Genomic DNA, 22426 nt, shown 5'->3' with positions numbered 1-22426 from the left:
CTTTTCGCCTCTTTAGGCAAGCTTACGACCCCGCGCCGAGGGACGCATCTTTAACGATGGGCAGGGTGCCGGGATTGCGACGTTTCAATTGAGCATTTTGGCTGATTAGCCGTCTGTTTCTCATTCGACGTGATCGGCTGGTCGATTTCTACGATTCGTAGAAATTCCGCAGATTCCACGGCCCGATTCAGCGTCGGCCGAGACCTCGGATTGTCGCGACAGCGAGACCGGCGGCCCGGGCCGTTTCGGAGAGCTCTGCTCCGGTCGTCGACGAGGCAAGGGTGAACCGGACTGCGGTCTGGGCGACCTCCGCGGGAAGCCCCATGGCCGTGAGGGTGGGGGAGGGTTCGTCGCTGCCCGCCGCGCACGCCGAGCCGCTCGAGCAGACGATCCCGTGTCCTTCCAGCTCGAGCAGCACGGCCTCCCCGCTCGTGCCGGGGAACACGAACGACGCCGTTCCGGGCAGGCGCTGCAGCGGATGCCCGGTGAGGCGTGCGCCCGGCGCCGCGCCGAGCACTTCTGCGATGAAGGTGTCGCGGAGGGCCGCGACCCTGGGAGCATTCGATGCGCGTTCGGTCTCGGCGAGCCGCAACGCTGTCGCGAGGGCTACGGCTCCGGCGACGTTCTCGGTGCCGCTCCGGTTGCCGCGCTCCTGGCCGCCGCCATGCTGGACGGGTTCGAGCGGTACCCGGCGTCGCAGGAAGAGCGCCCCCGTTCCCTGGGGCGCCCCGAGCTTGTGGCCGGAGATACTGAGCGCATCGACTCCGAGGTCGGCGACGGACAGTGGCAGCCAGCCGGCGGCCTGGACGGCGTCGGTGTGGAACGGGACGCCCTGGGCGCGGGCGAGCGCGGACAGATCTCTGATCGGCTGCACGGTGCCGACCTCGTTGTTGGCGTACTGCACCGAGACGAGGGTCGTGGCGGGGGTGAGCGCACGGGCGAGGTCTGCCGGATCGACGAGACCCTGGGCATCCACCGGCAGCAGGGTCACGTCGAAGCCGTGCAACCGGTGCAGGTAGTCGCAGGATTCGAGGACCGCTTCGTGCTCGACCGCCGAAATGATCAGGTGCCGGCCCCGCGGCGCGGCGAGGGCGATGCCCTTGATCGCGAGGTTGTCGGACTCGGTCCCGCCGCTCGTGAACAGCACCTCGGCGGGTCGGCAGCCGAGAACGGCGGCGACCGTTGCGCGCGCGTCGGCGAGGGCGGCCGCCGCGGCCTCGCCGACCCGGTGGTGGCTCGAGGGATTGCCGAAGCCGGTGGTGAGCAACGGCCAGATGGCCTCGAGGACTTCGCGGCGCACGGGCGTCGTCGCTGCGTTGTCGAGGTAGATCACTCCGGGCTCCTTGGGTGTCTGCTGGCGGTCGGCGGTCAGTTCCGGACGGCGCCGTCGAGTTCGGTGCCGGCGACCACGACGACGTCGAGGCCGAGGTCGAGGGAGCGCACGCTGTGGGTGAGCGCGCCGACGGAGATGACGTCGACGCCGGATAACGCGATGGCCCGGACCGTGTCGAGGTTCACGCCGCCGCTCGCTTCGACGATGGCGCGGCCTGCGACCAGGCGCACGCCTTCCGCGAGCCGATCGGGGTCGAAGTTGTCAAGCATGATCGTGTCGACGCGGGCCGCGAGCACGGCTTCGATCTGGTCGATGCGGTCCACTTCGACCTCGAGGTGGGTGGTGTGCGAGATCCGGTCGCGCACGAGCAGGAGCGCCTCGGTGAGGCCAAGCCCGCCGGACTGCAGGACGGCGAGATGGTTGTCCTTGGCCATGACCGCGTCGGAGAGGCTGAAGCGGTGGTTGTGGCCGCCGCCGTCGCGGACGGCGGTGCGTTCGAAGGCCCGCAGCCCCGGCGTGGTCTTGCGGGTGTCGACGATGCGGGCGCGGGTGCCGGCGGTCTCGGCGACGTACCGGGCGGTGAGCGTCGCGATGCCGCTCATCCGCTGCACGAAGTTCAGGCCGATGCGTTCGGCCTGGAGGATGCCCCTGGCGGGGCCGGCGACCTCTGCGAGCACGTCGCCGGTCGCGAAGGGAGTGCCGTCGGTTGTGAGCAGCGTGACCGCGATGGCGGGGTCGGTGAGCCGGAAGGCGGATTCGAAGACGGCGCTGCCGCTGAAAACGCCGGGTTCGCGGGCGACGAGCCTCGCGGTCGCCGTGGCGTCTGCGGGGATGAGCACCTCGGAGGTCAGGTCGCCCCAGGGGGCGTCCTCGTCGAGTGCGGCGCGCACCACGGTGTCGATGGCGGTGGTGCTCAGCATGCGATGGCCTCCTCGGCCTCTCTGGCGCGTTCAGGGGATTCGAGCACGAGGAACGGATCGTCGGAATCGGCGGGTCGCACCCACGCCTGGCTGTGGGCCAGCTCCGGCCGGCTCTCGGGGAAATCGGCGCGGTAGTGCGCGCCCCGGGATTCCTCGCGGGCGAACGCGGAGGCCACGGTGACCCTCGCCAGGTCGAGCAGGTTGGCGTCTTCGACGGCGCGCACCCGGTCGGCCGGGGTCGCGTCCTGACCGGCGGGTGCCGGGTGCTTCCAGCCGGCGAGGGCAGCGGATGCCGCGGCGAGCCCGTCACCGTCGCGCAGCACACCGGCCGCGTCCCACATCAGGCGCTGGAGTTCGGCGCGGTCGACATGCGCGCCGGGTCCGTCGACGGCCCTGGCGGGAACGGTCGCGTCGGCCGTGCCGCTGGAGGCCGGCACTGGCGGCAGGCGCCTGCCGTCGGCGTCGACCTGGCCAGTGCCGAGGGCGCGCACGGCTCGGTCGGCGAAGACCGCGGCCTCCAACAGGGAGTTCGAGGCGAGGCGGTTGGCGCCGTGGGTCCCGGTTCGTGCGGTCTCGCCGACGGCGTAGAGGCCGGGCAGTGAGGTGCGGCCCCACAGGTCGGTGCTGACGCCACCCATCCAGTAGTGGGCGGCGGGTGCGACGGGGATGGGCTCGACGGCCCAGTCGATCCCGGCGGCGAGGCACGCGGCCGTGATCGTGGGGAAGCGGGTTTCGAGGAGTTCCCTGCCGAGGCCGGTCGCGTCGAGGAGCACGGGTGTGCCGCCCTGGGCGGACATTTCGCGGGCGATGCTGCGGGCGACGATGTCGCGGGGGGCGAGTTCGGCGCCGGGGTGGATGGCGAGCATGAAGCGCTCGCCGCGAGCGTTCAGGAGCACGGCGCCCTCGCCGCGGACCGCCTCGGAGACGAGCGGGGTTCCCGGCACCGCGAGGGCGGTCGGGTGGAACTGGTAGAACTCGAGGTCGGCGATCGCCGCGCCGGCGCGCCAGGCCGCTGCGACGCCGTCGCCGGTCGCGAGCGCGGGATTGGTGGTGTGCGGGAAGAGCGAGCCCGCCCCGCCGGTGGCGAGGATCACCGCGTCGGCGTCGGCCCGGTGCACGAGCCCGTCCGGTCCGAGCAGGGAGGCGCCGGTCACCCGGTCGCCCGCGACGAGGAGGTCGACGAGCATGGTGTGCTCACGGAGCTGGACGCGCGGGATACCCGGGGTCTGGGCCGAGCGGGCGGCCCGTTCGCGGACGGTCGAAACGAGTGCGGCTTCGATCGCGGCGCCGGTCGCGTCCCCGCCGGCGTGCAGCACCCGGGAGCGGGAGTGGGCGGCCTCGAGCCCGCGCGTCACGCCGGAGTCGTCCTTGTCGAAGTCGACGCCGAAGCGGATCAGGTCGCGGACCCTGGCAGGCCCTTCGCCGCAGAGCACCTCGACGGCCGCCGGGTCGCAGAGGCCTGCCCCGGCGCGGAGGGTATCGAGGATGTGCAGGTCCACCGAGTCGTCGGGGAACATGGCCGCGGCGATGCCGCCCTGGGCATAGCGGGTGTTGCTGTCCGGGAGTCCCTGCTTGGTGACCAGGGTGACGGAATGACCCGCGTCGGTCGCGCGCACCGCGGCGATGAGTCCGGCGAGGCCGCTCCCGATCACGAGGATCCGGAGCGATGGTGCGACGGGTGCGATCGGTGCTGCGGGCGTCACGCGCGTGCTCCGCTCACCGGTGCGCCGACGGGAGGACGCGCGGTAAGCATCCGCTCGAGGGCGACCCTGGCGTTCGTCGCGTCGGTCGCGGGGACCTCGATGCGGTTGAGCACGGCGGGCGGCTGCCCGGCATCGCCGACGAGGGCTTCGAGCACCCAGGCGAGATAGCCGGAGTGGATGCGGTACATCGTCGAGCACGGGCAGACGACGGGGTCGAGGCAGAAGATGGTGTGCTCGGGGTGCTCAGCCGCGAGGCGCTGCACGAGGTTGATCTCGGTGCCGATCGCGAAGGTCGATCCGGCAGGGGCGGCCTCGATGGCCTTCTTGATGTAGTCGGTGGAGCCGTATTCGTCGGCGGCGTCGACGACCGCCATCGGGCACTCCGGGTGCACGATGACACGCACCCCGGGGTGCTCTGCACGGGCGGTGGTGATCTGGTCGACGGTGAAGCGCTTGTGCACACTGCAGAATCCGTGCCACAGGATGACCTGGGCGGCCTCCAGTTCGGTCCCGGTGCTGCCGCCGAGTGGCTTACGCGGGTTCCACATCGGCATCCGCTCGAGCGGGATGCCCATCGCCTTCGCGGTGTTGCGGCCGAGGTGCTGGTCGGGGAAGAAGAGTACCCGCTGGCCGCGTTCGAAGGCCCACTTCAGCACGGTCTCGGCGTTCGAGGAGGTGCAGACGATGCCGCCGTTGGCGCCGCAGAACGCTTTGAGGGCCGCCGAGGAATTCATATAGGTGACCGGGATCACCGGGACCCGGCCGGAGGCATCCGCCTCGGTTCCGTAGAGTTCTTCGAGCTGTTCCCAGCAGTCGGTGACCGAGTCGATGTCGGCCATGTCCGCCATCGAACAGCCGGCGGCGAGGTTGGGCAGGATGACCGCCTGGTCGGGCCCGGAGAGGAGGTCTGCGGTCTCGGCCATGAAGTGCACGCCGCAGAAGACGATCGCCTCGGCATCGGGGCGGCTCTTCGTCGCCTGCGCGAGCTGGAAGGAGTCACCGACGAAGTCGGCGTGCTCGAGGACCTCCGAGCGCTGGTAGAAGTGCCCGAGAATCACGACCCGGTCGCCGAGGGTGGCCTTGGCCGAGCGGATGCGCGCGTCGAGTTCCTCTGCGGAGGCGGTCCGGTAGCGCTCGGGCAGCGCGCCCTGGCGCGGGGACCCGGTCGGGAGCACATCGCCCATCGAGGACCCTGGGCCGTAGCCGGGGGTGCCGGAGTCGAATTCCCAGGGGCCTGCGGCCAGCTGCGGGCTGCAGGTGCTTCCGGGCGCGGTGCCCGTGCTGATCAGACGAATGGTGCGGTCGACCGATGCGATGGTCATGCTGTAACTCCTCGATTTTCACAAAAAGCGTTGTACACGGTGATTCAGTTCGTGGTGGGGATGGCGGCGGTCGCGGGTTCCGGCCCGAAAGGATCCGGTTCGCCCTGTCGTCCGGAGTCGTTGTACCGGTAGAGACGGGGCGGACGGTGCCGGGTGCCCGCGACGCGTTCGCCGGTGTCGACGATGGAACCGGATGCCTCGATCGTGCGACGGAAATTGGCCGGGTCGAGGGACTTCTGAAGCACGGCCTCGTGCACGTCGCGCAACTGGGAGAGCGTGAAGGTCTCGCCGAGGAAGGCGTGGGCGATCCGGGAATACTCGACCTTGGTCCGCAGCCGCCAGAGGGCGTACTCGACGATCCGGTTGTGGTCGAAGGCGAGCCGCGGCAGGCGGTCTGCGGCGAACCAGCGCACATTGTCGCCGACGACGGCGAGGTCGGCCTCACCGGACTCGACGAGGGCCCAGTAGACGACGGACACCACGCGGCCGCCGGCAGAGCGGCCCGGATCGCCGAAGGTATAGAGCTGCTCGAGGTACCTGGGCGCGAGGCCGGTTGTCTCGTGCAGGGTACGGGCGGCGGCCGCGGCGAGTTCCTCGTCGCCGGGCAGCCCGCCGCCCGGCAACGCCCACTGGTCGAGGTATGGGTCCCTGGTGCGGCGGACCAGGGGGAGCCACAGCGTCTTGAAGTCGGATTCCGCGTCGGAGCGCAGGGCGAAGATCACGGTCGACACGGCGAGTGCGACAGCGGCTTGAGCGCTCATGGGGGCATCCACTAGGTAAAGGTCAGTATGACTCTAACTGGGTGAACCCATCATATAGTCATTCTGACCCGAAGTCGCCCCCGACTTCGTTCCTGTTCCGAATTCAGGAGTAGGACTGGTCTGAACCGGTTTATCGGCCGGGTTCCGGCGTCAAGATGGCTCGACTCCTGAATTCGGAACGCGCGGCTCAGTTCTTGGCGGCGGCAACGACGGACCGACGGGCGCCCTTGCCCGTGAGGCCCCACAGGGTGACGCGGGCCATCGCTTCGACGACGATGCTTCCGCTCATCTTGGATGAGCCGAGCACACGCTCGACGAAGGTGATCGGCACCTCGACGACGGTCAGGCCGGCCCGCACGCTCGTGAGCAGCATGTCGATCTGGAAGCAATAGCCCAGGCTCTCGACGCTCGCGAGGTCCATGCGTTCGAGGGCATGCGCCGTGTAGACGCGGTAGCCGCCTGTGACATCGTGCTGGCGGAGCCGGAGCACGAGGCGTGAGTATGTCGATCCACCGCGGGACAGCGCGCGGCGGTGCCACGGCCAGTTCTGCACGGCTCCGCCAGGAACCCAGCGCGATCCCATCACGACGTCGGCGGTCTTCGCCGCCGCCAGCAGGTCGGGGAGCTGCTCAGGCTGGTGCGAACCGTCCGAATCGAGCTGCACGAGCTCGTCGTAGCCGCGGGACAGGCCCCAGCCGAAGGCCTCGAGGTAGGCCGCTCCGAGGCCGTTCTTCTTCGTGCGGTGCAGGACGTGCACCTGGGAGTCCGCTGCGGCGATGGCATCGGCGAGCTGGCCGGTGCCATCGGGGGAGGCGTCGTCGACGACGAGGATGTCCGCGGCCGGGACGCTCGCGCGCACCCTGGCCACGATCGGATTGATGTTCTCGCGTTCGTTGTAGGTCGGGATGATGACCAGTGTCTGTGCCATGAAAACTACCTTGTCAGTTCGGTGATTGTTGTGTGTACGACCGTGGCCGTTGAGGCGACGGAAAATCCCAGGTCTTGCAGCGTGTGCAGGTCGGTGCCCGCTTTTTCTTCACTGCTGCCCGAATACTGCACCAGCCATACCGTATCCGTGCCCGCGAGTGAATCCAGGACGCTCGTGAGCGGCCGGGTGGTGTCCCAGAGCGATCCGGTGTCCCCATAGGCCGTGTCGAGGGTCACGTCGCGCAGCCCGGTGAAGGATGCCGGGTACAGGTGCAGCGCGAGCCGCGGCTTCCGTGAGGGCCGCACGCTCTCGTCGAACACGATCGCGTCTCCGGGGTGCGCACCGGCCTGGACGATGGATGCGGCCTGGCGCCAGTCGCTCCCGGCGTTCTTGGCGTACGGGCCGCGCTGGTCGACGTAACTCGGCACCACGGCGACGACGAGTAGTACGAGTGCCGCGATCCCGGCCCAGCGGGGCCTGATCCAGGCCACGGCGATCCCGAGCGCGATTGCTGCGGCCGGCGTGCAGATGGAGAGGTACCGTAGCGAGTACATCGGCGTGACGACATGCGTGCCGATCAGCAGAGCCGCACTCGGCACGAGCATCCAGGCGAGCATCACGCCCAACGCTGCCCTGTTCCGCTCGAGGGCGGGCACCCTTCCGCGACTGAACCAGGCGAGAACGACCGCGAGCAGGATCAGAGCCCAGGCGATGACCGCCGCGGGCACGTTGCCGAACCACTGGTTGACGGCCGCGTCGAGCACGCCCGTCTGGGCTCGCCGCCCGATGAACGAGAGCTGGTCCTTCTGACTGACGCCCGCGAACAGGACCGGGGAAGCGATGATGAGACCGACGACGGTCGCGCCCGACCAGGCCATCAGCTGTCCGCGTCGCCGGGCCCGATCGGGCGCGAGCAGGAACACCGCGATCCCGAGTACGGGGACGAGAAGCGCGACGTAGAGGAAGACATAGATTCCGAGGGCGAAGAGCGCGGTGAAGCCGATCCAGAGCCAGCTCTGGGTCGACCGGCTCGCCGTCCCTGCGCGGACCAGATGCACGAGCAGCACGACGAGCCACACGGCGATAGCCGTCGCGAGCGCCGTCGATCGCGCCTCTGCGCCCATGTACGTCACCCGGGGAAGTACCGCGAAGACGAGGGCTGCGATCCAGGCGACCCTGGCCCCGGTCAGCATCCGGGCGAGGACGAACGTTCCCGCCGTTGCGACACCGATCGCAATCGCGCTCGGGAGCCTGGTGGAGAACTCGGACGCACCGAAGAGGTCGATCCAGAAGTGCAGCATCAGGTAATAGGTGCCATGAACGGCATCGATCGTGCCGAGCATCCGGAACAGGGAGGGCAACGAACGCTCCGCGGACATCACGCTCGCGGCTTCATCGCCCCAATAGGACGGGTTCCAGGCCGCCGCGGCGGAGATCAACAGGCCGAGAACACCGACGTACAGCGGGGCCAGCTGCCGGTGGGTGGGCCAGGATCGCCGCTGCGGGCGCAGCTCTGGATCATGGGTCGCGGGCAGATAAGTCACCCCATTACGTTATGCCACCCGGTCGGGGGTTTCCCGACGACCCGGTGTCGGGCGCCTGCGAAGGCTCTCAGTTTGGCGCTGTCGTCAGGCCCGCGGGCCCTGTCCGGTGCGGGTGCTTCGCGGCAGGCGGATGTCGATGGCCAGGCCCGTCCCCGTGTTGCGCAGGCTGATGGTTCCCTTCGCCCGCGTCACGATGGCGTGCACGATCGCGAGGCCGAGCCCCGACCCGATCGAGCCGCTCGCGCGGGACTGTTCCGGCCGGGAGAACCGGTCGAAGGCCACCGGGATGAACGATTCCGGCATGCCGGGCCCCGTGTCCACGACGCTCAGCATGGCACCCTCTGCGAGGCTGCGGAGCGTGACGGTCACGGCGCCGCGGCCGCCCATGGCGTTGATGGCGTTCGAGATGAGATTGTCGATGAGCTGCCCGACGTTGGTCACCGAGATCGCATAGCGGCCGGTCGGGTCCTCGCCCTCGATCTCGTAGTCGACGTCGAGATCCTCCCCGTTGCGAACCACCCTTGCGCGGTCGACCGAGGCCGAGATCTCGGCGATCAGGTTCTCCCAGCCGCACTCCGGCGGGGCCTGCTGGCTCTCGAGCTTGGACAGTTCCAGCAGGTTCGTCGCGAGCCGGGAGAGGCGGTCCACGGTGCGGGAGGCGTCGTCGATGTCCGCCTCGAGGGCCGGAGCGTCGCCGGAATTGAGATGCGCGAGCTCGAGCTGCGCCTTGAGCACGGCGAGGGGAGTGCGCAACTCGTGGCTCGCATCCGACACCACCTGCTTCTCCCTGTCGAGACTGCGGCGCAGCCGGGAGATGAAGTCATTGAGCGTGACCGCGAGGCGGCTGACCTCGTCCCTGCCCGCCGGGACGAGCAGTTGCGCGGACGACCCGGTCGTGCTCAGGCTCTCCGCCTCCTTGCGCAGCCGGTTCACCGGGCGGAGGGCCGCGCCGGTGAGCAGCCACGAGGCGAGGCCGAATCCCACGGTCAGCAGCACGGTGCCCATGATGAGCACCCGGCCCAGTTCGTCGAGCAGCAAGCCGAGTGCCTCCTCGTTCCGCGCCGTGATGACGACCCAGTTGCCCTGGTTGGTCACGGCCGTCGTCGCGGCGACAAGGTACCTGGCGTTGCCCGCGTCGATCGTCTGCGGCGTCTCGCCGATCGTCGCGAGCTCACTCACGCGTTTCCGCAGCGCCATCGGCAGCGAGGACTTGGAGATCTGGCCGTCCGGACCGACGATCGCGATGAGCTGGCCCTCGCTCGGGCCGTCGATGGGTTCGGTCGGGTTGCGGATCAGGTCCGTCACGATCGGGGCAGCGTCGCTGTGCAGCAGTGTCGTCGTCGTCTCGATCAGGATCGCCTGGACCTCGCCGCGGAAGAACGCCGCTGCACCGCTGAACAGGACAGCGGCGATCACGAGACTGCCGACGGTGATGCGGGCCCGGATCGACAGCCCTGGCAACCTCATGGACGTGCTCCGCTCACTCGACGAGTTCCACGGCATACCCGGAGCCGCGTACGGTCACGATCCGCATCCCGGCCGCCGCAGAGTCGATCTTGCGCCGCAGGTAGCTGATGTACTGGTCGACGATGTTCGGGTCGATGTGTTCGGTGCCGTTCCAGATCTCTTCGAGGATCGTCGTGCGGTCGACGGTCGTCCCCGCCCGGCTGCACAGCAGGCGGAGCAGCGCGACTTCCTTGGGGCTCATCGAGACGGACCGGCCGGCCACGGTCACCTTGAGGTCCCGGGAATCGATGGCGAGGTTGCCGAGTTCGAGGCTCAGCGGTGTTGCCATCGACTGGCGTCTGAGCAGGGCGCGCACCCGGGCGGTGAGCTCGAGGAAGGCGAAGGGCTTGGTGAGGTAGTCGTCCGCGCCGCTGTCGAGCCCGAAGACCCGGTCGTCGACGGTGTCCCTGGCGGTCAGGAGCAGGACCGGCATGGTGTTGCCGGAGTCGCGGATGCGCCGACAGATCTCGAACCCGGTCATCTGCGGCAACATCACGTCGATGGCCGCAAGGTCGAATTCGTTGTTGTTGATCGCGATCAGGGCATCCATCCCGTTCCCGACCCTGACGATCTCGTAGCCCTCTGCCTCGAGTCCGCGTTCGATCAGCGCGCCCATTTGTTCGTCGTCTTCCACGACCAGGATCTTCGTCATGCCCGCCCCTTTTGCTCGTACGCCGCTACCTCTTCATGCTGGCACGTTCCCGGTGCGGAGCGTGACCAGTCTGAGGGTTCCGCTCCAATCGCGCCGCCCTCGTGGCTAGGCTGACGCCATGGTCGAAACCCCGCCTGCCACGCCAGCGCCCGCCCGGACGGTGCCTGTCGACCCGACGGCCGTCGGTGTCGCCGTCGCCCAGTTCGTCCCAGGGGCCGACCGGGAGGCGAACCTCGCCGAGGTCGCCCGCCTGGCCGGCATCGCGGTCGACCGCGGCGCGCAGCTCGTCGTGTTCCCCGAGTATTCCGCGTTCTTCGAGCCGACCCTCGGGCCCGCGTTCGTCGCGGCCGCCGAGCCGATCGACGGGCCGTTCGTGACGGCGCTCGCGGCGCTCGCCGAAGGCCTCGGCCTCGTCATCGTCGCGGGCATGCTCGAGGAGGCCGTCGGTGCCGGACGATTCTTCAACACCATCGTGAGCGTCGGGCCGACGGGCGAGCTCCTCGCCCGCTACCGCAAGCTGCACCTCTACGACGCATTCGGCGAGCGCGAATCCGACTGGGTGCTGCCCGGCGCGATCGAGCCGCCGCAGACCTTCTCGGTCGGAGGGCTGCGGGTGGGGTTGCAGACCTGTTACGACATCCGCTTTCCCGAGGTCACCCGGCGACTCGTCGACGCGGGTGCCGAGCTCGTGCTCGTGCCCGCCGAATGGGTGCGGGGCCCGCTCAAGGAGCAGCAGTGGCGCACCCTCCTGACCGCGCGCGCGATCGAGAACACTGTTTATGTCGCCGCCGCCGACCACGCCCCGCCGATCGGCGTCGGCACGAGCATGATCGTCGACCCGATGGGGGTCGAACTGGTCACGATCGGCGAGACGACGGATGTCGGCCTCGCCTGGCTCACCTCGGCTCGCCTCGGGCAGGTGCGTGCGGTCAACCCCGCACTCCGGCTCCGGCGCTTCGGGATCGTCGAGGTCTAGCCGCCGGGGAGCCTCAGCCCTCGGTCGCGATCGTGTCCTGGGAGGCCGCTGCCGCCCGGGAACGGAAACCGGGTTCCTTGCGCATCACGTGGTCCTGCTCGGACATCGCCCGCTCCTCTCCCGTGGCGACGAGTCCCTGGGAGCTGTTCGCCGAGCGGGTGAGCTGGGCGAGCCACAGCGGATTGATGGTCGGCGGCTGGCCGCCGGAGAACTTGAAGTACAGCGGGATGGCCGGGTGCAGCCAGGCGGAACTGCGACCGTCTCCTGCCTCTGCGGCGTTCCGCCAGGACAACAGGAAACTCTCGCCGCGGCGTAACTTCTGCACGATCACGATTTGCAGGTGCGCGAGGATCCGGTCGTCGAATTCGACGGTGACCCGGTCATACGTCAACGAACCCATGGGGCGCCGCTTTCAGTCGGTGAACTCTCGCGCGAACAGCAGACCGCCCGTGTGGGGCATCCGCTGGGTTCGCACTTTAAGTGTGGTCGTAATTCCCGGTCAATACAAGGGAATCGTCAGGCCTCGGCGGTCGCGGCCGGCACCTGCTCGACGATGCCGTGCAGCACGAGGTCGATCTCGGTGCGGAGCGAGTCCGGCAGGCTCTCCATCGGCTCCCGTCCCAGCCCGCATCGGATCAGGGCGAGGTGGAGCAGCGAGAAGATACTGCGTGCCGCAAGCGCCGGGTCCACCCCCCGCCGGAGCCGCTCCGATTCTCCGGGGGTCTCCGTCCCGTAGCCGCTGAGCACGGTCGCGATGGTGGCCTCGAGCCCGTCGACGAGCTCGAGGGCCTCGGCGCGGTAGGTCCCGGTGGGCTCGCCGCACAGGATCTCGCGCTGGTAATAGGCGGTGTTCTCCGGGTGGCGCGCGGCGGAGGTCAGCAGGGGGAGGAGGAGGGCCATGATCGCGTCCGTCGGGGCGAGGGATGCGTCCGCCTTCGTTGGATCGTGCCGGGTTCCGGTCAGGGCCCTGCGCCACTCGTTGTTGAAGACCATCAGGAGGAGCTCGGGCTTCGAGCTCGCGTACCGGAAGAGCGTCCCCGCCGCGACATCCGCGCGATCGGCGATGTCCTGGGTCGTGACGAGCGCGTAGCCGCGCTCGGCGAAGAGATCCTCGGCGGCCGCGAGGATGCGGCCCTGCTTGTCACGCTTGTTGCGTTCGCGGCGGCCAGGAGTGGCACTGGCGGCGTCGGCGTCGGCAACGGCGGCGGCACCGGCGGCCGGTGTCGTGCCTTCGTCTGGTCGGCGCACGGGGATCCTCACTCTGGGTCGGCTGCTTCCCGGGACGGTGCCACGGGGTTTTCTCAATCGTAGATTCAATCAGCTGATTCCAATATAACGGAGTACGCTCATTTTTGAGTAGAGTACAGATTCATTGAACCCGAAGAGAAAGGTGGCCATCATGGGTCGCGTTCAAGGCAAAGTGGCACTGATCAGTGGCGGTGCCCGCGGAATGGGAGCATCACACGCGCGTCGGCTGATCGCGGAGGGAGCGCAGGTGGTCATCGGAGACCTCCTCGACACCGAGGGCGAGGCCATGGCGACCGAACTCGGCCCGTCCGCACGCTACGTGCACCTCAACGTCACCGACGCAGACGACTGGTCTGCCGCTGTCCTGTTCGCCGTGGAAACCTTCGGCGGGCTGGACATCCTCGTCAACAACGCCGGAATCGCGAGCGCCGCGCCGATCGAGAGCTTCCCGATCGACGTCTGGACCCGCACCATCGAGATCAACCTCACCGGTACGTTCCTCGGCATGCGGGCCGCCATCCCTGCGCTCTCACGCCGCGGCGGCGGCTCGATCGTCAACGTCTCATCGGTCGAGGGCCTCCTCGGCAGCGCGGGCCTGCACGCCTACGTCGCGTCGAAGTTCGGCGTGCGCGGCATCACGAAGTCGGTCGCGCTCGACGTGGCGCCCCTCGGCATCCGCGTGAACTCGATCCACCCCGGCTTCATCGAGACGGCCATGACGAAGTCCCTCGACGTCGACATGGTTGAGATCCCGTTGCGCCGTGGCGCCAAGCCCGAGGAAGTATCGAGCCTGGTGCTGTACCTCGCGAGCGACGAGTCGAGCTACTCGACCGGAGCAGAGTTCGTCATCGACGGCGGCCTCACGATCGGCATCCCGCACAACTGATCGTTCACGTCCCCGCTCCGCCCGGCGGGCCCGCGAGAGTACACTTTCGGCCCTTAAACCATCGGTTTAGGGGCCGAAAGTGTACTCTCGCGGAGGCTGCTCAGGGCTTCGAGGGCGGCGAAGGGCTTCTCGATGTGGGCGAAGTGGCCCGTGCCCGCGATCGTTCGCGAAACGAACCCGGGAATGACGGCGGAGAGCCGGGCGCGGTCCGAATCGGCGACGAAGATGTCCGCGTCGCCCTGGATCGCGCGCACCGGGCAGGTGATGCGGGCCCAGGACCGTTCCGGGTCATGGGCTCCGGCGAGGGCGGATGCCTCGACGAAGGCCCGCGGACGGACTTCCGTCGCGAGGGCCGAGATCACGCTCGCCGGTACGGCGTCGACCCGGCTGAACAGCGGCGCGGTGAGCCCGCGCAGCACACCCACCCTGTTGAGCCAGCGCACGAGGCCGCGGCCGGGGGGCTCGGCGACCGCGAGGGCGCGCATGACGCCGAGCAGGGCCGTGTACCCGGGCAGCAGGGTGAACCTGGTGATCGGATGCCGCACGCTGTCCACCACCGAGAACGTCGTCGCAGAGACGAGGGAGACCGACACGGTTGCGGCAGGTTCGAGTGCGGCCAGTTCGAGGGCGAGGAAACCGCCGAGCGAGTGCCCGACGACGTGCCAGCGCTCGTAGCCGAGTGCACGGACGGTTTCGGCGATCGCGGCCGCGACGGTCGTGATGCCCGGGGCGGGCCGGGTGGAGTGCCGGCCGGAGGCATCCGCTGGTTCGCTGTCGCCCCAGCCGGGTAGGTCCGGAATGATCAGGTCGGTCAGGGCGAGTGCGCCGGATGGAACGCGTCCCGTCGAGCCCGCCGAGCCACCGTTCGTCGCCGCCGAGAGGAGCGGGGTCCAGGTCGTCCAGGAGCCGGCAGCCCCGTGCAGCAGGACCGTCGCCGTGTCGCTGCCCGTGCGGCGGCCGTGACGCACCGCAAGCGTGCCGGAGCCGAGGCGCATCGAACTCGTGGTGAGGCCGAAGGCGCGTGCGTCTGTCGAGAGTGGGAACGGGCAATACTCATCCCGCCGAGTTTCGGGCACGGACGTCACGGACGTCCTGGACGTCCCGGCCGGCACGAGAGACGTCACCGGGGCGGGCGCCGCCGTGCGGTCGGGAGTTCGTGTCACCAGGATGGTCATGCCTGGTATTCGTCGCCGCGGGGCGATCGGTTTGCCCGCGTCGGGACAGGCTGAGACCGCTCGCAGCCCGGCCCGGCCCGGCGTCGGCGTCCCGGCGGCGGACGACGGTGTGGACCGCGTGTGGAATAGGACCGGGCCCGGGCCCGTTGTCTGCAGCGCACCCTGCGTTTCCCTGCGCCGGCCCGTTCGGCCGCGCCCGGCGGAACTTCCGTACTACGAAAAGAGCGACTGTGACCCTGTTCTCCCCGCTGACCCTCGGCGACCTGCACCTGCCGAACCGACTCGTGATGGCGCCGCTGACCCGCACCAGGGCGGGCCTCGACGGCATCCCCGGACCGATGGTCATCGAGCACTATCGCCAGCGCGCGTCCCTCGGCCTGATCGTGTCGGAGGGGGTCTACCCGAGCCACGCCGGACAGGGCTACACCGGCCAGCCCGGACTCGTCACCGCCGAGCAGGTCGACGGCTGGCGTTCCGTCGCGTCGGCCGTGCATGAGGCCGGCGGCCTCATCGTCGCCCAGGTCATGCACGCCGGCCGGGTCTCGCACGACCTCGTCAACGGCGGCTTCGACGTCGTCGCGCCGAGCGCGATCGCCATCGAGGGCGAGACGCACACCCCGGAGGGCAAGAAGCCATACCCCGTTCCGCACGCGCTGACCGAGGCCGAACTCCCCGGAATCGTCGCGGAATTCGTGCGCGCGTCGCAGAACGCCATCGCGGCAGGGCTCGACGGCGTCGAGATCCACAGTGCCAACGGCTACCTCCTGCACGAGTTCCTGTCACCGGCCTCGAACCAGCGCACGGATGCCCACGGCGGTTCGCCCGCGAACCGCGCCAGCTTCGTGATCGAGGTCGCGACTGCTGTTGCCGCCGCGATCGGCGCCGGCCGGGTCGGGATCCGCATCTCACCGGAGCACAACATCCAGGACGTGCTCGAGACGGATGCCGCAGAGACCCTCGCGACCTACACCGCCCTGGTCGACGGGCTGGCCCCGCTCGGCCTCGCCTACCTCAGCGTGCTGCACCAGGACCCGACCGGCGACCTGATCCAGGGACTGCGCACCCGCTTCGGCGGACCGCTCCTGATCAACACCGGCTTCGGCACCGTCACGACCCGGGCCGAGGCCATGGCCATCCTGGCCGATGACGTCGCAGACGCCGTCGTCGTGGGACGCGCCGTCATCGCCAACCCCGACCTCGTGCACCGCTGGCGCGACGACCTCCCGCTCAATGCCCTCGACCCGCAGACCCTCTACGGCAGCACGGCCGCCGGCTACACGGACTACCCGGCGCTCGCCGCCGCCGCCGCGGAGTAACACTCGCCCGAACCGATTCGACGGACTTTTTGAGTTTCTGGGCCGGTTTGCGGCCGCCCAGGTTACGAAAACCCGGCATCTCCGTCGAATCGGTTCGGGCGGCCTCGCGCTACCGGGCGGCCGGGCGCAGGGCGGCGAGCCGTGCGGCAGCCTGCTCCAACAGGTCCACCTTCTTGCAGAAGGCGAAGCGCACGAGCGAGGCATACTGCGGCCGGTGTTCCGGACTGCAGAACGCACCGATCGGCACGGCGACCACGCCGGCGAGGGCGGGAAGGTCGCGACAGAAGTCAGCGCCGTCCTCGTATCCGAGCGGCGCGGCATCCGCCACGATGAAATACGAACCGCTCGGGCGCGACACGGCGAAGCCCGCGGCGACCAGGCCGCGCTCGAGGACGTCACGCTTGCCCTGCAGCGAGGCCGCGATACCCGTGAAGTACGAGTCCGGGAGATCGAGCCCCCTCGCGATCGCCGGCTGGAACGGCGCACCGTTCACGTAGGTCAGGAACTGCTTGACCGCGAGGATCGCCGTCACGAGCGCGGCGGGTGCTGTCAGCCAGCCGATCTTCCATCCGGTCGTGTTGAAGGTCTTCCCGCCGGAGGAGATCGTCACGGTGCGCTCGAAAGCCCCCGGAAGCGTCGCGACGGGCAGGTGCTGCACACCGAAAGTGAGGTGTTCGTAGACCTCGTCGGTGACGATGATCGCGTTGTGCTGTTCGGCGAGCCGCACGATGAACTCGAGCGTCTCGCGGGAGAACACGGTCCCGGTCGGATTGTGCGGGTTGTTCACGAGTATGAGCCGGGTGCGATCGGTGATCACCGCACTGAGCTCGTCGAGATCCGGCTGGAAGTCCGGCGTGCGCAGGCGCACGGTGCGATGGATGCCGCCGCCGAGTGCGATGAGGCCGCCGTACGCGTCATAGAACGGTTCGAACGTCACGACTTCGTCGCCGGGCTCGATCAGGGCGAGGATCGTCGCAGCGAGCGCCTCTGTCGCCCCCGCGGTCACGAGGACCTCGGTCTCCTGGTCGACACTGAGGCCGTAGAAACGCTGCTGGTGGCGGGCGATCGCGTCGAGAAGCACGGGGAAGCCGCGGCCAGGCGGGTACTGGTTGACCCCGTCCGTGATGGCCTGTCTGGCGGCGTCGAGAACCTCGATGGGTCCGTCCTCATCCGGGAACCCCTGTCCGAGATTGATCGCGCCGGTGCGGACGGCGAGCGCGCTCATCTCGGCGAAGATGGTGGCGGCGATCGTGCCGTCGGCGCCCAGCAGGCCGGCACCACGGGCCGTCCGGCGCCAGGCGCCCGGAATGGCCGCGGTCGGAACTGTCTCGGGGGAGCCGTGCATGACTCCAAACTACGACATCCCCCGTGTCGGTGGCTCACGGGACCGGTTCGCAGGCGAGGATTGCTGCGCCGATCCGGCCGACCCCGGTCGCTGGGCTGCCACCCCAAGCAACATCACGGCTTCGTCATTGAATGCTCTCAGCTTGGGCGGAGGATTCGTTCAGGTTCGGGCGCGAAGCTGGCATCGCTTGGAAGGAGCACCTCATGACCGAACACCCTCAGGACCCAGACATTAATCGAGATCGTCCCGCTGCCGACGTTCCCTCCGACGCCGGCCAGGCCGCCGCGTCCGGACAGCCGGCCAACGCCGCCGTCCCCGCCGATACCACCGAGTACCCGGCCCCCTCCGCGAACGCGGACAACACGACCGAGGTCGTCGGCTTCCCGCAGGCCGCGCAGCCGGTTGCAGAGCAGCCGCAGGGCGTCGTCGCCCAGCAGGCGTCCGCCCCCGCAGACGTCCAGGCCGCCCAGGCTCCCCAGCAGCCCGTCGCGAACGCGTCGAACCAGATCACCCAGCCGACGCTTCCCTACGCGACGGATGCCTTCGGACGGCCCCTCGGCGGAGCCGACGGCTCTGTCCCGCCGCACTTCGCAGCATCGGCTGCACCCTTCTCCTACGCTCCCCAGGGTGGCGGCCCGAACGGACCGACCGGCCCGTCGTCGGCCCCCCATCCGAAGGACCCGGCCCGCCGCCGTGCCGGACTCAGCCTCGTTGCGGCGCTCGCGATCGGCGCCCTCATCGGCGGCGCATCCGGCGCCGGCGTGATGGCGCTCCTTTCCGGAGGCCAGGGCAACGGCACCCCCGTCAGTCAGGCCCAGGGGTCGAGCACCGTCGTCGTCAACAACACCGAGAGCGTCAACCAGATCACGGCAGCCACCGCGAAGGCCATGCCGAGCGTCGTCACCATCAACGCGACCAGCGGAACCTCCGGCGGCACCGGTTCCGGAGTCGTCCTCACCTCCGATGGCTATGTCCTGACCAACACCCACGTCGTGACACTCGACGGCGCGAGCGCAGACGCGACCCTCGAAGTCACGGCCAGTGACGGGAAGGTCTACAAGGCGACAATCGTCGGCACAGACCCGATCTCCGACCTCGCGGTCGTCAAACTGACCGACGCGAGCGGCCTCACCCCGATCAACTGGGCAGACTCGAGCAAGCTCAACGTCGGCGACACCACGATCGCCATCGGCGCACCGCTCGGCCTCTCCGGAACCGTCACCGACGGCATCGTGAGCGCCCTCAACCGGAGCATCTCGATCGCCTCATCGGCGGCGCCCACCACGGACACGCCGGACACCACGGCCCCGAGCACGGACAACCCGTACTTCTGGAACTTCGACCTCCCGAACAAGGACGGAAGCGCGCAGTCGACCACTCCGAGCACGACGAGCAGCATTTCGCTCTCCGTAATCCAGACGGATGCCGCGATCAACCCCGGCAACTCCGGCGGCGCCCTGCTCAACTCCAAGGGTGAACTGATCGGCATCAACGTCGCCATCGCCAACGCGGGCGGGTCCTCCTCATCGGGAACGGCTGCCGGAAGCATCGGCGTCGGCTTCTCGATCCCGTCGAACCTCGCCAAGCGCGTCTCCGACGAGCTCATCGCCAACGGCAAGGCCACCCACGGGCTGCTCGGTGCGAGCATCACGAGCGCGACGAGTGACACGAGCAGCACGGTCGGCGCCCTCGTCAGCGAGGTCAGCTCCGGTGGCGCAGCCGAGAAGGCGGGCCTGAAGAAGGGCGACGTCGTCACGAAGTTCAACGGAGTGCCGATCACCGACGCGAAGGATCTCACCGCCCAGGTGCGGGTACTCGCCGCCGGCGCCACCGCCGACCTCGTCTACGTCCGCGACGGCAAGTCGTACACCGTGACCGTCACGGTCGGGGAACTGTCCAGCTAGCAGCTCCCGTCCTCCTTCCACGCCCTGCGCCGCCGGTCATCGACCGGCGGCGCAGTCGTGTTTCCGCTCCGGTGCGCCAGCCGTCAGGAGGCCCCCAAAGGGGTGGGCTGGTAGTCTGGACAGTCCGCAACGGAATGGACACCCGATCGAACAGGCAGCACACACCGGCGAAGCGCCCCTGATCGGTGTCTCCTACGTGATGCCCGTGCTCAACGATGTGCTGCACGTCCGGGCCGCGGTGACGAGCCTCCTGGGCCAGGATTACACCGGTCCGTTCGACGTCACGCTGGCCCTTGCACCGAGCATCGACGGCACGGAGGAACTCGTCGCGGAACTCGCCGAACTCGACCCGCGCATCCGTGTCGTGCCCAACGAGATCGGATCGACCCCTGCCGGCCTCAACGCCGCGATCCGTGCATCCGCCTACCCCGTCGTGATCCGGGTCGACGCCCACTCGGTGCTGCCGAGCGACTATGCGCGCGTCGCCGTCGATACCCTCGAGCGCACCGGGGCGGACAACGTCGGCGGAGTCATGGACGCGCGGGGCACCGCTCCGTTCCAGCGCGCCGTCGCCCGGGCTTACGGCACCCGGATCGGCCTCGGCGGAACGCCCCTCCACGTCGGTGGGCCGGAGGGCGCCGCAGAGACGGTCTACCTCGGCTGCTTCCGCCGCGACAGCCTCCTGCGTGCCGGGCTCTTCGACGAGACCATCAAGCGCGGCCAGGACTGGGAGCTCAATCGGCGCCTCCGCGAGCAGGGCGGCACGGTCTGGTTCACACCGAGGCTGCGCGTCGTCTACCGGCCGCGACCGAGCCTGTCCAGACTCGCCCGCCAGATGCTGTCCACCGGAATGTGGCGCGGGGAACTCGCGCGGCGCTTCCCCGCAGACAACGGCATCCGCTATTTCGTGCCTCCCGTGATGGTGCTCCTCGTCACCGCCGGAGTGGTCCTGGGCTTCGCCGGCGTCGTCGTACCGTGGCTGTTGCTGGGCTGGATCGCCCCGGTCGGATACCTGCTCGTCGTCCTCCTGGCCACCGTCGTCGTGACTCGCCCTGATGGCGGGCGCTCCGGCGCCTGGTTCCTTCTAGTCTTGCCCTGTATCCACTTCTGCTGGGGTTTCGGCTTCCTGCTCGGATACCTGAAACTCACCAGCAATATCGCGGCACGGACCGGGAGACACCTATGACATCCCACTCACATTCCACCGGTCGGGTGCGCCAGCCCCGGCCGACGTCGATCGCCGAGTTGCGGGCCGTCGCGCAGCCGCCCGAGGTACGCCTGCGGGCGAACGCCGAGCACTGGACGGCCTCGCTCTACCTGCGCGACGTGTCGCCGTATCTCACCTGGCTGCTGCTGAAGACGAGCGTGACCGCGAACGGTGTCACGGCGCTGATGATCCTCGTCGGCTGGTCGACCGCTGCGGCGCTGCTCATCCCCGGTGTCTGGGGGGCCCTGCTCGCGCTGATCCTCGGGCAGCTGCAGATGCTCGTCGACTGCTGCGACGGCGAAGTCGCGCGCTGGCGAGGCGAATCGTCGCCGGCCGGGGTCTTCCTCGACAAGGTCGGTCACTACTCGACGGAGGCGCTCATTCCGATCGCGTTCGGCATTCGCGCGGCGGCCTACCCGTTCGAATCGCCGGAGGATTTCCTCTGGACGACTCTCGCGTTGCTGCTCGCCCTCGTGATCGTGCTCAACAAGGCGCTCAACGACATGGTGCACGTCGCCAGGGCGAACGCGGGGCTCACCAAGCTCGCCGACACGCGCGGTGAGCAGACCCCGACTCCCGGCAGGATCGCCCAGCTGCGCAGGCTCGCCCGGTTCCTGCCGTTCCACCGCCTGTACCACTCCGTCGAACTCACGATCCTGATCTTCGCCTCCGCGGTGATCGGCCGTTTCGTCGGCGAGCCTCTCATGGACCGGATCGTGCTCATCGCTCTCGTGCCCCTGTCGATCCTCGCTCTTTTCGGCCATTTCGTCGCAATCATGGCGTCGCGCCGCGTCCGGTCCTGAGCGGTGAGCGACACCGTGCTGCCGAGGGTCGGTGTCGTCGTGCTCACCCAGGGCACCCGGCCGGATGACCTCGCCAGCGGCATCCGCTCGGTGCTCGCCCAGCAGGAGGTCGTCCTCGACGTGGTCTGCGTGGGCAACGGCTGGGTACCGACCGGGTTACCGGGTGCCGTCCAGGCGCTGGCCCTGACGGAGAACCTGGGCATCCCCGCCGGTCGCAATCGCGGCGTCCCCCTTGTGACGGGCGAGTACCTCTTCTTCCTCGACGACGACGCGAGCATCCCGGACCCCCGGTTCCTCAGTCGCGCGGTCGCGCAGCTCCGCGCGGACCCGTCGATCGGCCTGCTGCAACCCCGGGTGACCGATCCCACGGGCGCGGCGGCGCCGACCCGCTGGATTCCGCGCATCCGTAAGGGAGCCGCGACCGAGTCCGGCGCCGTCTTCTCGGTCTGGGAAGGTGCCGTGGTGATGCCCCGTGCGGTCTTCCTGGCCACCGGAGGCTGGGCCGAACCGTTCTTCTACGCGCACGAGGGCATCGAACTGGCGTGGCGGGTCTGGGACCAGGGGCTGCGCACCTGGTACGCGGGAAACCTCGAAGCAAATCATCCCGTCATCCAGCCCACCCGGCACGCCGACTACTACCGGCTGAACGCGCGCAACCGGGTCTGGCTCGCCCGGCGCAACCTGCCTGCCGTGCTGGTCCCGGTCTACGCCGGTTCCTGGCTCGCGATCCAGCTGCTGCGATTCCGCAGCGACCGGCCGGCACTGCGGGCCTGGCTCGCCGGATTCCGGGAGGGCTGGCGCAGCAACCCGGGGGAGCGGCGGCCGATCAGCGCTCGCACGGTCTGGCGGATGTCCCTGGCCGGCCGTCCCCCCATCGTCTGACCCGGTGCTCGGTAC

General features: G+C 69.3%; 20 protein-coding genes. 7 read left to right on the top strand and 13 right to left on the bottom strand.

The window, feature by feature from the left end; genetic code table 11:
- Positions 1-187 precede the first annotated feature (187 nt).
- The 9 genes from E3O50_RS14645 to E3O50_RS14605 all read right to left on the bottom strand — a co-directional run bounded on the left by E3O50_RS14645 (position 188) and on the right by E3O50_RS14605 (position 10669).
- Positions 188-1333 (bottom strand): cysteine desulfurase family protein, encoded by a 1146-nt coding sequence (locus E3O50_RS14645; RefSeq protein ID WP_134559476.1) that lies wholly within the window; start codon positions 1331-1333, stop codon positions 188-190.
- A 35-nt stretch (positions 1334-1368) separates the two neighbouring features.
- A complete protein-coding gene (gene nadC, locus E3O50_RS14640) occupies positions 1369-2253 on the bottom strand; it encodes a carboxylating nicotinate-nucleotide diphosphorylase (protein WP_134445841.1) in 885 nt (294 codons plus the stop codon).
- Positions 2247-3956, bottom strand: a complete 1710-nt coding sequence (gene nadB, locus E3O50_RS14635; protein ID WP_241975387.1) for an L-aspartate oxidase — start codon at positions 3954-3956, stop codon at positions 2247-2249. The genes nadC and nadB overlap by 7 nt, the downstream gene beginning before the upstream one ends.
- On the bottom strand, positions 3953-5278 hold the full coding sequence (gene nadA / locus E3O50_RS14630) for a quinolinate synthase NadA (protein WP_134445840.1): 1326 nt from the start codon (positions 5276-5278) through the stop codon (positions 3953-3955). Before nadA ends, nadB begins: the two co-directional genes overlap by 4 nt.
- A 44-nt stretch (positions 5279-5322) precedes the next feature.
- Complete coding sequence (locus tag E3O50_RS14625) at positions 5323-6039, bottom strand: NUDIX domain-containing protein (RefSeq protein WP_134445839.1); 717 nt, start codon at positions 6037-6039, stop codon at positions 5323-5325.
- Between the two features lie 187 nt (positions 6040-6226).
- Positions 6227-6967: a polyprenol monophosphomannose synthase gene (locus tag E3O50_RS14620; protein ID WP_134559474.1), complete on the bottom strand. Its 741-nt coding sequence runs from the start codon at positions 6965-6967 to the stop codon at positions 6227-6229.
- A 5-nt stretch (positions 6968-6972) separates the two neighbouring features.
- Positions 6973-8511 (bottom strand): glycosyltransferase family 39 protein, encoded by a 1539-nt coding sequence (locus E3O50_RS14615; protein ID WP_134559473.1) that lies wholly within the window; start codon positions 8509-8511, stop codon positions 6973-6975.
- Positions 8512-8595: 84 nt separating this feature from the next.
- Entirely contained in the window at positions 8596-9978 is a 1383-nt protein-coding gene (locus E3O50_RS14610; RefSeq protein WP_166790665.1) for a HAMP domain-containing sensor histidine kinase, read from the bottom strand.
- 13 nt (positions 9979-9991) lie between these two features.
- The gene (locus E3O50_RS14605) at positions 9992-10669 is read right to left on the bottom strand and encodes a response regulator transcription factor (protein ID WP_134445835.1); all 678 of its coding nucleotides are present in this window, start codon (positions 10667-10669) and stop codon (positions 9992-9994) included.
- A gap of 118 nt (positions 10670-10787) precedes the next feature.
- On the opposite strand from E3O50_RS14605, the gene E3O50_RS14600 reads away from it, so the two are divergent.
- Complete coding sequence (locus E3O50_RS14600; RefSeq protein WP_134559469.1) at positions 10788-11645, top strand: carbon-nitrogen hydrolase family protein; 858 nt, start codon at positions 10788-10790, stop codon at positions 11643-11645.
- Positions 11646-11658: 13 nt separating this feature from the next.
- Here E3O50_RS14600 and E3O50_RS14595 read toward each other — a convergent pair whose 3' ends face one another.
- Both E3O50_RS14595 and E3O50_RS14590 read right to left on the bottom strand, forming a co-directional pair.
- Positions 11659-12045: an ATP-dependent DNA ligase gene (locus E3O50_RS14595; RefSeq protein WP_241975386.1), complete on the bottom strand. Its 387-nt coding sequence runs from the start codon at positions 12043-12045 to the stop codon at positions 11659-11661.
- 116 nt (positions 12046-12161) lie between these two features.
- Positions 12162-12893, bottom strand: a complete 732-nt coding sequence (locus E3O50_RS14590) for a TetR/AcrR family transcriptional regulator (RefSeq protein WP_166790664.1) — start codon at positions 12891-12893, stop codon at positions 12162-12164.
- 151 nt (positions 12894-13044) lie between these two features.
- On the opposite strand from E3O50_RS14590, the gene E3O50_RS14585 reads away from it, so the two are divergent.
- Positions 13045-13779 carry a glucose 1-dehydrogenase gene (locus E3O50_RS14585; RefSeq protein WP_134445832.1) on the top strand — a complete coding sequence of 245 codons (735 nt, stop codon included), beginning with the start codon at positions 13045-13047 and terminating at the stop codon, positions 13777-13779.
- Between the two features lie 53 nt (positions 13780-13832).
- Here the strand turns inward: E3O50_RS14585 and E3O50_RS14580 are convergent, their stop codons facing one another.
- Complete coding sequence (locus E3O50_RS14580; RefSeq protein ID WP_134559465.1) at positions 13833-14954, bottom strand: alpha/beta hydrolase; 1122 nt, start codon at positions 14952-14954, stop codon at positions 13833-13835.
- Between the two features lie 230 nt (positions 14955-15184).
- Between E3O50_RS14580 and E3O50_RS14575 the strand changes: the two genes are divergently transcribed.
- Positions 15185-16270, top strand: a complete 1086-nt coding sequence (locus E3O50_RS14575; RefSeq protein ID WP_134559463.1) for an alkene reductase — start codon at positions 15185-15187, stop codon at positions 16268-16270.
- Positions 16271-16379: 109 nt separating this feature from the next.
- Here the strand turns inward: E3O50_RS14575 and E3O50_RS14570 are convergent, their stop codons facing one another.
- Positions 16380-17615 (bottom strand): aminotransferase class I/II-fold pyridoxal phosphate-dependent enzyme, encoded by a 1236-nt coding sequence (locus E3O50_RS14570; RefSeq protein WP_134445829.1) that lies wholly within the window; start codon positions 17613-17615, stop codon positions 16380-16382.
- 203 nt (positions 17616-17818) lie between these two features.
- On the opposite strand from E3O50_RS14570, the gene E3O50_RS14565 reads away from it, so the two are divergent.
- The 4 genes from E3O50_RS14565 (at position 17819) to E3O50_RS14550 (ending at position 22411) form a co-directional block, all read left to right on the top strand.
- A complete protein-coding gene (locus E3O50_RS14565) occupies positions 17819-19519 on the top strand; it encodes a trypsin-like peptidase domain-containing protein (RefSeq protein WP_134445828.1) in 1701 nt (566 codons plus the stop codon).
- A 199-nt stretch (positions 19520-19718) separates the two neighbouring features.
- Positions 19719-20705: a glycosyltransferase family 2 protein gene (locus tag E3O50_RS14560; protein WP_134445827.1), complete on the top strand. Its 987-nt coding sequence runs from the start codon at positions 19719-19721 to the stop codon at positions 20703-20705.
- Positions 20702-21529, top strand: a complete 828-nt coding sequence (locus E3O50_RS14555) for a CDP-alcohol phosphatidyltransferase family protein (protein WP_134445826.1) — start codon at positions 20702-20704, stop codon at positions 21527-21529. Before E3O50_RS14560 ends, E3O50_RS14555 begins: the two co-directional genes overlap by 4 nt.
- Before the next feature lie 3 nt (positions 21530-21532).
- The gene (locus E3O50_RS14550) at positions 21533-22411 is read left to right on the top strand and encodes a glycosyltransferase (protein WP_134445825.1); all 879 of its coding nucleotides are present in this window, start codon (positions 21533-21535) and stop codon (positions 22409-22411) included.
- Positions 22412-22426 lie beyond the last annotated feature (15 nt).

This window comes from Cryobacterium sp. MDB1-18-1 (assembly GCF_004402735.1).
Classification (GTDB): Bacteria; Actinomycetota; Actinomycetes; order Actinomycetales; family Microbacteriaceae; genus Cryobacterium; species Cryobacterium glucosi.
The sequence above is the reverse complement of the archived record's forward strand: the minus strand, read 5'-3'. Positions and strand labels throughout refer to the sequence as shown.

Excerpts from the sequence above, each read along its gene's own strand:
- E3O50_RS14580 (WP_134559465.1), bottom strand. The coding sequence starts at position 14,954 with ATGACCATCCTGGTGACACGAACTCCCGACCGCACGGCGGCGCCCGCC.
- E3O50_RS14610 (WP_166790665.1), bottom strand. The coding sequence starts at position 9,978 with ATGAGGTTGCCAGGGCTGTCGATCCGGGCCCGCATCACCGTCGGCAGT.
- E3O50_RS14585 (WP_134445832.1), top strand. The coding sequence starts at position 13,045 with ATGGGTCGCGTTCAAGGCAAAGTGGCACTGATCAGTGGCGGTGCCCGC.
- E3O50_RS14565 (WP_134445828.1), top strand. The coding sequence starts at position 17,819 with ATGACCGAACACCCTCAGGACCCAGACATTAATCGAGATCGTCCCGCT.
- E3O50_RS14600 (WP_134559469.1), top strand. The coding sequence starts at position 10,788 with ATGGTCGAAACCCCGCCTGCCACGCCAGCGCCCGCCCGGACGGTGCCT.
- nadC (WP_134445841.1), bottom strand. The coding sequence starts at position 2,253 with ATGCTGAGCACCACCGCCATCGACACCGTGGTGCGCGCCGCACTCGAC.
- E3O50_RS14570 (WP_134445829.1), bottom strand. The coding sequence starts at position 17,615 with ATGCACGGCTCCCCCGAGACAGTTCCGACCGCGGCCATTCCGGGCGCC.
- E3O50_RS14625 (WP_134445839.1), bottom strand. The coding sequence starts at position 6,039 with ATGAGCGCTCAAGCCGCTGTCGCACTCGCCGTGTCGACCGTGATCTTC.
- E3O50_RS14555 (WP_134445826.1), top strand. The coding sequence starts at position 20,702 with ATGACATCCCACTCACATTCCACCGGTCGGGTGCGCCAGCCCCGGCCG.
- E3O50_RS14595 (WP_241975386.1), bottom strand. The coding sequence starts at position 12,045 with ATGGGTTCGTTGACGTATGACCGGGTCACCGTCGAATTCGACGACCGG.
- E3O50_RS14620 (WP_134559474.1), bottom strand. The coding sequence starts at position 6,967 with ATGGCACAGACACTGGTCATCATCCCGACCTACAACGAACGCGAGAAC.
- nadA (WP_134445840.1), bottom strand. The coding sequence starts at position 5,278 with ATGACCATCGCATCGGTCGACCGCACCATTCGTCTGATCAGCACGGGC.
- E3O50_RS14560 (WP_134445827.1), top strand. The coding sequence starts at position 19,719 with ATGCCCGTGCTCAACGATGTGCTGCACGTCCGGGCCGCGGTGACGAGC.
- E3O50_RS14605 (WP_134445835.1), bottom strand. The coding sequence starts at position 10,669 with ATGACGAAGATCCTGGTCGTGGAAGACGACGAACAAATGGGCGCGCTG.